The sequence below is a fragment of the Treponema sp. genome (genome assembly GCF_024696245.1).
Lineage (GTDB): Bacteria > Spirochaetota > Spirochaetia > Treponematales > Treponemataceae > Treponema_D.
Genome location: NZ_JAILGZ010000082.1, coordinates 26,104 through 36,230, shown reverse-complemented (window position 1 = coordinate 36,230; position 10,127 = coordinate 26,104). Strand labels below are relative to the sequence as shown.

Here is a 10,127-nt window from a genome sequence, read left to right as displayed (position 1 = left end):
TGGAGAAAGCTCCGACGATATGTTAGAAAGTGTTCGCCAGCTTGTAGAGGCAGGCTCTCATGGAATTAAGATTACCTGCCTTTATATTTTAGAGGGGACAGACCTTGCTAAAGATTTTAAGGCTGGTAAATTTAAGGCTCTAGAGATGGATGAATATTTTTGTCTTTTAGAGCAGGCCTTGAAGATCCTTCCTTCTTCAATGGTGATTCACCGTTTGACCGGAGACCCTCCTAAAAGGCTTTTGATTGAGCCTAAGTGGACCATGAATAAGAAGGTAGTTCTAAATAGAATGAATAAGCTTTTGAGGGATGCGGGGGTCTAGAAGGGCTTGCGGGGCGGAGAAGGCCTGCCCGCTGAGAAGGCCTGCCCGCTGAGAAGGCCTGCCCGCTGGGTGTAAGGCCTGTCAGACTTGCCGAAATTCCTTATCTTCTTTTACTAACAGAAATCCTGTCCCCAATTTCAAAGAATTCTGTATCAAATTCCTGATTTTCTTTTAAGAAGGCAACGTACTTCTGAATCTTTTTTACAAGTTTTTTTGTACTGTAATTGTGGGTCAGGCTTAGGTCATCAACCATGCCGTGGAAGGAAAGGTTGTCGCTTATAATTACTCCTCCCTCAGCAAGATTTTCCTTATATTTTTCGAAAAACTTAATGTACTGGGCTTTTGCGGCATCTATAAAAATAAGGTCGAACTTTGAATCACCAAAATCGTGGGTCAGGGCATCGTCGTTTATAGCTGTAATTCTTTGTTCAAAGCCAGAGTCCTTAAAGTTTTCCTGGGCCTTAATAAAGCGGTCGATGTCACTTTCGATTGTAGTAACGTAAACATCATCAGCAAGGCTTGCAAATCTTATAGATGAATAACCGATTGCAGTTCCAATTTCCAAAACCCTTTTTACATTGTGTTCTTTTATATAGTCACAGATAAAGTCACAACCTTCATCCTGCATAATAGGAACTGCTTCCCTGTTTGCGTAGGCCTTTATTTTTAGAAGCTGGTCCATTATTTATTTACCTGCTTACGATTTTTTTCGTGGTTTACCTGGTCCAGACCTCTCTTAAACTGAGGGATTCTGGCACAAGTAACTGTATTCCAATCACTTCTGTCCCCTCTCTGAAGGAAGTGGTAGGCAACTCCCGCAATCATAGCTCCATTATCACCACAAAGTTTTAATGGAGGGAAGATACAGTTTAAGTCGCTACGGTCTGCAAGCATTTCTCTAAGTCTTGAATTGGCAGCAACACCACCGCCGCAAACAACAGTTTTAAGTCCAGTATCGTCTACCGCCCTTAAGAGCTTTCCAACTAAAGTTTTTACTGCAGTTTCCTGGAAAGCCGCACACATATTTTCTTTTGAATGTTCATAACCTGGCTGCCAGAATAAATCGCACTGGTGGATAACGGCAGTCTTCAAGCCGCTGAAAGAAACGTCATAGCGGTGGGCTTCTTCATCAAGCTTTGGAACTGGGAAACGAGCAGATTTTGGGTCTCCCTGCTTTGAAAGCTGGTCGATTATTACCCCTCCCGGATAACCAAGTCCGTAGAACTTTGCAACCTTGTCGAAGGCCTCTCCGACAGAATCGTCAACTGTGGTTCCAAGAACTTCCAGGTCATCAAAATCATTTACCTTACAGATGATTGTATGTCCGCCAGAAACTAAGAGTCCTAAAAAAGGGTATTCAACGGGAGCCTGGAGCTGGGCGGCATAGAGGTGACCCAGCATATGGTTTACGGCAATAAAAGGCTTTTTTGTTGACCAGGCTAAAGTCTTGCCAAAGGTAAAGCCTACCAGAAGGGAGCCCATAAGTCCTGGTCTATTGGTAGCGGCAATTGCGTCTACATCATCCATTGTGAGATTTGCTTCTTTTAAGGCCTGTTTTACAACCGGCAGAATCCATTCGGCATGCTTACGGCTGGCAATTTCTGGAACAACTCCCTTATAAATCTGATGAAAAGGAATCTGAGTAGCAACTACATTACTTATAATTTTTTTACCGTCTTCAACAATGGCACAGGCGGTTTCGTCACAAGAACTTTCTATTCCTAAAACCTTCATATATATCTCCTAAAAACAAGATTCACCTTTATACAGTGTGGACGGGGTGGCGAAGGTGTAGCCTTTTTCTACCAGGTAAGGATACATTTCCTTAAGAAGAGCCGGAAGAATGGCTGCAGACTTGTCAACGTGGCCTATCATTATAGCCGTTCCCTTTTTATTGGCAACATCCAGACAGCCATAAATTTCTTTTAACATGGCTTCCCTGCTGACAACATTATCTATATAAGGTGCATTTTTTTCAAATATAGTCATATCCCTTTCAAGGGCGGCCTGAGGAGCCTGAGTATCTGCAGTAGTACGGCTGTCCAGAAAGTAAATGCCCCTTTCCGAACAAACTTCAAGTACGGCACCTATTTTTATTTTATCAGAAGTAATCATTGAACCTTCGTGGTTATTCATTCCCTTTACGCCGGGACCAATTTCATCAAGGTTTTCCTTTACAAGAGTTGCAATCTGGTAAGTTCCCATGTCGGCGGTAATTGCACCAGGACCGGGATTAAGCTTTAAGTTAAGGGACTGCATTGGCTGGTGAAGGATAAGTTCCTGACCGGAAGAACGAACTACGTAGGCACAGTCCTTTGAATGAGCCAGCTTTGGAAGAACGGCAATTGTTACAGGGAATGGCAGGGAGGCATATTTTTTTGTATTGGCAACACTTAATCCTGCATCATCTATAACAAAAACCAGGACAGCTTTTTTTGCAGCCTTTGGAATATTGAACTTTGGAGGAAGGGGCTTTGAACCTTGAGAAGGAGAAGCCGAAGCAATTTTTTCCTGAATCTGAATCTGTGACTGGCTCTGATTCTGAGCAGCTTTATTTGATGAAGAAGTTTTTTCTCCTGAATTAAGTGAATTGCTGGAATTAATTGAATTACCTGAACTTCCTGAATCAGCTGAATCCCGGGAAGAGCTTTTTTCCGATGCAGGATTTTCACTGTGAGAAGAATTATTCTTTAAAGAAGAATCTTTTGAAGGCTTAAAAGTTTTTTCTGCAGCAACTTTTGAGGCCGGTGAATTCTTTTTATCTTCAGCAGACTTATCCCCTCCGGTCATGATTATATTCATAAAAATAAGAAGACCGCATAAAAGGGCAAGAAGTAAAGAAAGTGCAATTACACTGGAATTTTTAAGCTGAACCTTAGGCTTTTTTTTACCTGCTGTTTTTCTTGCAGGACTACGACGCCTTACAGGCTTTTTTCTTGATGTAGCCATAGGGATATTGTGACAAATATCCGGCAAAAATTCCACCTTTAAAGAAAAAAAATGCCGCCCATGTAAAACTTACACAGACGGCCCACACAAAAAAAGGGAGGAAAATGAATGAGTCCAAGTATGTTCTGACAAAACATCCTGCTCATCATCTGCATAAGTGCAGTCTTACGATCTGACACCTACGCCTTTATAGGTTAATGAAGCATGTATGCTAGCTCTCAAAAACCTTAAACAGCAGTACTAACTGCATGTTTCAAATGTTTAACGGCACGAATCTCTGTCTGGCGGACAGCTTCAGGGGTTACACCCATGATTTTTCCGATTTCGCGCAGTGTTTTTGAATGCAAATCGTTGGCAAAGTTGTAGCGGTACTTAAGTACCTTCTGTTCATTTACCGGAAGTGCATCAATAAGTGAATACAGGTGACGTTTTTCTTCCTCCAGCATTAAATTCTCTTCGGGAGTGCAGGAAGTATCCGGAATCACCGACACGAGGGTAGAAGAATCATCGTCACCGGTCTCACAATCAAGTGAAGCAACTGTAAAAGCGTAACTGAATACCGATTTAAGATCTTCGATATTCATACCCAGATAAACAGCTACTTCTTCTTCAGACGGCTCGTTTCCCGTAAGCTCATAAAGGTAGGCCTGAGCGTCTCTGACGCGGCGAAGAAGTTCTTCCTTTCTGGCCGGTAATGTTATGAACTGGGTACGAGATTTAACAAAACGCAGCATATACTGGGCAATCCATGCATAGGCATACGTTGAAAACCTTGTATTGAAAGAAAAATGGTACTTTCCGGCAGCTACCATGAGCCCCATATTTCCTTCCTGAATAAGATCCATGACATCAGCGGGGGTTCTGCTGAATTTAAGGGCAACGCTGACAACCAGACGGAGATTGGAGTTAACCAATGCCGAGAGTGCCTTTTTGTCACCTGCCTGGATCCTTTTAGACAAATCAATTTCCTGTTCCACAGAAAGCAGCGGAAACTGCTGAATCTGCCTTAAATAAGCCGAATCTATTTCACTTTTCATAATTCCGAGTTCTCCTTCTGTTTCGTTTTCATTTTCTGTCACTAAAATCTATAGCAATTTTTGTGCCAACTAAAAAAAATGTTAAAAATATTTTTTCCCGGAAAGAAAACTTTTCGCTAATTATATATATTATATGGAATTATTTTTTTTAAGAAAAATTCAAGTTTAGGGGACAATTTTTAAGAAAACTTTAAAAAGGTGTACAATTTTTTATACAAATTTGTATAATTTTGTATACACTGTATGATTTTTTATACTCATTTTTTTAAAAAATATTCGTCATTTTTTTGAAAAAGTGTATAAATTATGTTTTATTTAATTTTTTTTCCGATTTTTTTATACTTTTTTTCATCTAAAAATATTACACTTTTTTAAGGTTCATTTAATATCTAAAAAAACTCAAATTCCACATTCCTGCTGTAAACTTGACTGCTAAATAAGAAGTATATAGAATGAAAATAATGAAACCAGTATTAATAAAAGATTTACTTACATCAAATCCTGACGGACGCACAGTTACCGTTTACGGCTGGATCCGTTCAGTAAGAGACTCAAAGAACCTCGTATTCGTTCAAGTGAACGACGGAAGTTGTTTTGCAAATATCCAGCTCACTTTTGACAGAACTTCACCTGATTCAAAAGCTGATGTTAAGAATATTGAAGAAAATCTCAAGAAACTCTCTACCGGAGCATCGGTAAAAGCAGAAGGTATTATTATCCCTAGTCCTGCAAGCGGTCAGGCAGTAGAAATTACCCTTCAGAATCTTGAATGTCTTGGCAGCTGTCCTTCAGAAGAATATCCTCTTCAGAAAAACAGAATGTCCATGGAATATCTCAGGGACAATGCCCACCTCAGGGCCCGCACAAATACTTTTGGAGCTGTATTCCGTGTAAGAAGCCAGATGGCATTTGCAGTACATTCATTCTTCCAGGAAAGAGGCTTTCAGTACATTAATGCCCCGGAAATCACATGTTCTGACTGTGAAGGTGCAGGAGAAATGTTCCAGGTAACAACCCTTTCCCTTGAAAAGATTGCTGAACTGGGAGTAAAGGCCGGTGCCGGCGGAATGAAGATTGAAGATGCCCACAAAATCGTAGACTATTCAAAGGACTTCTTTGGCAAAAAGGCAAGCCTTACTGTTTCGGGCCAGCTTGAAGCAGAAACCATGGCTACTGCATTAAGCCGCGTTTACACCTTTGGACCTACTTTCCGTGCAGAAAACTCAAATACACCACGTCACCTTTCTGAATTCTGGATGATTGAACCGGAAATGGCCTTCTTTGACCTTAACGACGACATGGATATTCAGGAAGAATTTGTTAAGTACCTTCTTAACTGGGCACTTACAAAATGCCGTGAAGACCTTGAATTCTTTGACAAGCGCATTCAGCCTGGCCTTATAAAGAGCCTTGAAGCTGTTGCAAAGGCAGATTTTGTACGTATTTCTTACACAGATGCCATTGCAGAACTTGAAAAACACGCTGGAGAAGCTAAATTTGAGTTCAAACCATACTGGGGATGCGATATTGCTACAGAACATGAGCGTTATTTAACAGAAAAAATTTTCAAAAAGCCAGTTATGGTTTATAATTATCCTAAAGAGATAAAATCATTCTATATGAAACAGAATGAAGACGGCAAAACTGTAAAAGCTGTTGACGTTCTTGTACCTGGAATTGGAGAACTCATTGGTGGTTCTGAACGCGAAGAAAGCTACGAAAAGCTTCTTAAGGCTATTAAGGACCGCAATATGGACGAATCAATTTATGACTGGTACCTTGACCTTCGTAAGTTTGGTACTGTACCTCATTCAGGATTCGGTCTTGGATTTGAAAGGCTTATCCGCTACGTAACAGGAATGGAAAATATCCGTGATGTTATTCCATATCCTAGAGCGCCTAAGCTGGCAGATTTCTAAGTTCAACGTAAAATGCACCGTCATGGTAAAAAGTGACGGTGTCTTTCGGGAAGCGTTCATGTAGACTTATTAAGGAGACGGAATGGCTGAAGAGACAAAAATGGACAATGATCTTGCCAGATCACAGATATTCGGGAAAAAGGTCTTTTTCATCAATCCTGCTTATTCAATCAGACAGGACGTCATTCCCAGACTCCAGGATATGGAATATGAAGTCTATACAATCGACAGCTACAAGGACGCAAAAAACGTCCTGAGACTTCACGAAAGTTCTGTGTGCTTTATTAATGTTGATGCACAGCTTTCTATAGACGCCTGGTTCAATTTTATTAAATCATTTGAAAAAGAAATCACTTTAAGATCTGTTTTTGTAGGAATCATTTCAGAAAGAATACGCAGGGAAGACCGTTCCCTCTTCCTTTCTGAGGCAAACATTCCAGGCGGTATAATTACCGTAGACGAAAGTACAGAAGCTATAACAAAAGAAATAGAGCGTCTTCTTATTGAATGTAATGCCAAAGGTATGAGGCAGTATGTTCGTGCAAAGATTACAAACGAAAGGGATGCCCAGATGTTCTGGACTTCTGACGACAAGCTCTTCCAGATGAAGCTTCTGGATATAAGTTCTGTAGGAATGTGCGTTAAGGTTCCTGCCCAAATGATGAACCTGGCCCAGAAAAATACAGTCCTCAGGGACTTAACCTTAAGAATCGGCCCTAAACAGTATGTAGTAGATACAATAGTATTTGCAATAAAGCCTGATGCAGATGGAATTAACTGGATTCTTCTTTTACATCCAAATACTCCGGCTCAGGTAAAAACTGCCATCCGTATTTATGTTTCTGAAACAATTCAGAAGCAGATGATGGTATCAATTAACAATAAAGCAGAGGATACTACTGACTACAACGGAATACCTTACTACAAGCTTGTAGCAGGCCGTAAAAAAACAAATTAAAGAGCTTCTATGACAAGGCGGAAATTCACATTAACCACTTTTTTTCAGTCGTTGTACCTGACTTTTGGATTTTTTCTAAGCAACGACCTTATCTCCTATGCTTCTGCCTGTGCCTTTGGATTTCTTCTCTCATTTGCCCCCCTGGCCCTTATGATAGTTGTTGTGCTGGTACGCATAATGCATGCCTCCCCTTCACTTTTAACATCTTTTCTGGATCAGGTACCCCTTCTTAAAAGTATTCAGAATGCTGAATCTTCCCTGGACAAGCTCTTTGACGTAAACAGGGTTTCTTTTTTTGAATTTGCCATTGTAATTGCCATTATCCTTATGGCCAGACGCTTCTTTGCTTCCATAATCGGCAGTTTAAGAAAAATATTCGGTCAGGAACAGGATACCAGGCCTGTAATCAACCAGTTCTTTATTCTTGCAGGAGAAGCCCTTATTGTTCTTCTTCTTGCCAGCATTACCTTTCTTGTAATTACTGCAAGAACAATTACCGACATTCCTGGAGTTCACAGTTTTCTCTTCAGTCACAGTAAATTCTGGGCCTTTATAATTGACCTTACACTGCAGAATCTTCCTTACATCATACTTTTTATTATGACTGTCCTTGCTTACAGGGCAGGCAGCAGAACCAGACCTTCTCTTTTAATAACTACCATTATGGCTGCCTCCAGCACCTTTATTCTTTCCATTGTGCTGAACGTAATGCAGGAATTCATTAATTTTAACGCCTACAACGTTATTTACGGAGTTTTGGGAAACGCTATTGTCCTTCTCCTTTCCGTATTCCTTTTCTTTATGATTTTCCTTTTCTTTGCCCAGTGGCTTTTTGTATACCAGTTTTTTGACACCCTGCTTTTATGTGAACTCTACATTCTTCCTGACCACACTGAGACAGGTATTTTTGCCACAATTAAAAGGGCTCTTTTTATAAGACCTGACCATCTGATGATTAAAAACGGTAACCTTGCCTTCTTTAAGCAGGGGGAACACATATATTCAATAAATGAAGAAGGCCATGACGCCTATTATCTTGTCCGGGGCACAGTAAAGCTTCAGACTAAAAATCATATTTCCTTTATAGAAAGGGGAAAATTCTTTGGGGAAGAAGCCTGCATGCTTAACGGAATCCGCACTGACGAAGCCATTGCCTGTACGGATGCAGACGTAATACGTATTCCGGAAGAGACATTTTTCTCCCTTCTTGAAAGAAATCCTAAGGTAAGCCGCAAGGCACTGTCATTAATAAGCAATTACTTTTCAAAGTTTTATGGACTAAGCCGCGATTTATAAATATAATGCACGGATATTATTAGAGTTACGGCAGACATGGAGTATTTATGACCAAGTACATTTTTATTACAGGCGGAGTTGTTTCTGGATTAGGTAAAGGCATTGCAGCAGCAAGTCTGGGACTTATCCTTAAGAGCCGGGGTTTAAAAGTAGTTAATCAGAAGTTTGATCCATACCTTAATATTGACCCGGGCACAATGAATCCAATTCAGCATGGAGAAGTTTTCGTAACAGACGACGGTGCAGAAACAGACCTTGACTTAGGACACTATGAACGCTTTACAGATGCAACCCTTTCCCAGAGTTCAAATACAACAGCAGGTAGAGTTTATCTGTCAGTACTTAATAATGAACGTGAAGGAAAATATCACGGCGGTACAGTTCAGGTTATTCCAAACGTAACAGAAGAAATTAAAAGACGCATGCTTCTTTCTACTAAAGAAACAGGTGCAGATGTTATCATAACAGAAATCGGCGGTACTGCAGGAGACATAGAAAGTCTTCCTTTTATTGAATGTATCCGCGAACTTAAATACGAACTGGGAGAAGAAAACTGCTGTTACATTCACCTTACCCTGGTTCCATTTATGAAAAAGGCCGGAGAAATCAAGACAAAACCAACCCAGCATTCCGTAAAGGAACTTCAGCAGCTGGGTATTCAGCCAAACATCCTTATGCTCCGTACAGAAATTGAAATTCCGGAAGCAACAAGGGAAAAGCTGGCCCTCTTCTGCAACGTTGATACTGACTGTGTAATCCAGAACCTTAATGCAAAATCAATTTACGAAGTTCCACTTAACATGGAAAAAGAAGGTCTGGGCAATGCTGTCTGCAAGATTTTAGGCATAACAGGCAGGGAAACTCATCTTGAAAAATGGGCTGAGATGGTTCATGTATTTGAAAACCCTAAACACCATGTAAAGATTGCCCTTGTTGGTAAATATGTAGAACTTCACGATGCCTACCTTAGTGTTGTAGAAAGTCTTATTCACGCAGGAATCGCCAACGAAAGCGAAGTAGAAATTGACTGGGTTGATTCAGAAGAAATTACTGATGATAAAAAGGCAGAAGAAAAGTTGTCTAGTGCAGACGGAATTATTGTTCCGGGAGGATTTGGCAGCCGCGGTATAGAAGGTATGATTCTTACTGCAAAATATGCCCGCACCCACAAGGTTCCTTACATGGGTATCTGTCTTGGCATGCAGATTCTTGTTATTGAATACGCAAGAAACGTACTGGGCTGGACTGATGCAAACTCTACGGAAATCAATCCTGATACCAGTCATCCGGTTATAGACCTTATGCCTGACCAGAACGGTAAAATCTTAGGAGGAACCCTCCGCCTTGGTAAATTTGAATGTACCGTTACACCAGGCACCCTTACTGAAAAAGCCTACGCTTCTACTACAATCTGGGAGCGCCACCGTCACCGCTACGAGTTTAACAACAAGTACCGGGATGAATTAAAAAATGCCGGGCTTATAATTGCAGGCGTTAATCCGGAAAGGGATCTTGTTGAAGTATGTGAAGTTCCTGATCATCCATGGATGGTTGCAGGCCAGTTCCATCCTGAATTCAAGAGCCGTCCTGATAAGGCAGGTCCTTTATTCCGGGATTTCATAACAGCATCATTAAAAAATAAATAA

8 protein-coding genes and 1 pseudogene are annotated in these 10,127 nt (G+C 40.7%); 5 read left to right on the top strand and 4 right to left on the bottom strand.

Annotated features, from left to right (window positions below; translation table 11 throughout):
- A pseudogene (locus K6D58_RS05970) lies at positions 1-322 on the top strand (TIGR01212 family radical SAM protein); the annotation flags it as partial.
- A 100-nt stretch (positions 323-422) separates the two neighbouring features.
- On the opposite strand, the gene K6D58_RS05965 reads toward K6D58_RS05970, so the two are convergent.
- The 4 genes from K6D58_RS05965 to K6D58_RS05950 form a co-directional block, all read right to left on the bottom strand.
- Positions 423-1,004 (bottom strand): O-methyltransferase, encoded by a 582-nt coding sequence (locus K6D58_RS05965; RefSeq protein WP_296828614.1) that lies wholly within the window; start codon positions 1,002-1,004, stop codon positions 423-425.
- The gene (tsaD, locus tag K6D58_RS05960; protein WP_296828613.1) at positions 1,004-2,056 is read right to left on the bottom strand and encodes a tRNA (adenosine(37)-N6)-threonylcarbamoyltransferase complex transferase subunit TsaD; all 1,053 of its coding nucleotides are present in this window, start codon (positions 2,054-2,056) and stop codon (positions 1,004-1,006) included. Before tsaD ends, K6D58_RS05965 begins: the two co-directional genes overlap by 1 nt.
- A gap of 9 nt (positions 2,057-2,065) precedes the next feature.
- Positions 2,066-3,271 carry a divergent polysaccharide deacetylase family protein gene (locus tag K6D58_RS05955; RefSeq protein WP_296828611.1) on the bottom strand — a complete coding sequence of 402 codons (1,206 nt, stop codon included), beginning with the start codon at positions 3,269-3,271 and terminating at the stop codon, positions 2,066-2,068.
- Between the two features lie 227 nt (positions 3,272-3,498).
- Positions 3,499-4,308 carry a sigma-70 family RNA polymerase sigma factor gene (locus K6D58_RS05950; protein WP_296828609.1) on the bottom strand — a complete coding sequence of 270 codons (810 nt, stop codon included), beginning with the start codon at positions 4,306-4,308 and terminating at the stop codon, positions 3,499-3,501.
- 461 nt (positions 4,309-4,769) lie between these two features.
- Between K6D58_RS05950 and asnS the strand changes: the two genes are divergently transcribed.
- The 4 genes from asnS (at position 4,770) to pyrG (ending at position 10,127) form a co-directional block, all read left to right on the top strand.
- Positions 4,770-6,227 carry an asparagine--tRNA ligase gene (asnS, locus tag K6D58_RS05945; RefSeq protein ID WP_296828607.1) on the top strand — a complete coding sequence of 486 codons (1,458 nt, stop codon included), beginning with the start codon at positions 4,770-4,772 and terminating at the stop codon, positions 6,225-6,227.
- Between the two features lie 82 nt (positions 6,228-6,309).
- Positions 6,310-7,185 carry a hypothetical protein gene (locus tag K6D58_RS05940; protein ID WP_296828605.1) on the top strand — a complete coding sequence of 292 codons (876 nt, stop codon included), beginning with the start codon at positions 6,310-6,312 and terminating at the stop codon, positions 7,183-7,185.
- 51 nt (positions 7,186-7,236) lie between these two features.
- Entirely contained in the window at positions 7,237-8,481 is a 1,245-nt protein-coding gene (locus K6D58_RS05935) for a YhjD/YihY/BrkB family envelope integrity protein (RefSeq protein WP_296828603.1), read from the top strand.
- 47 nt (positions 8,482-8,528) lie between these two features.
- Positions 8,529-10,127, top strand: a complete 1,599-nt coding sequence (gene pyrG / locus K6D58_RS05930) for a CTP synthase (protein WP_296828602.1) — start codon at positions 8,529-8,531, stop codon at positions 10,125-10,127.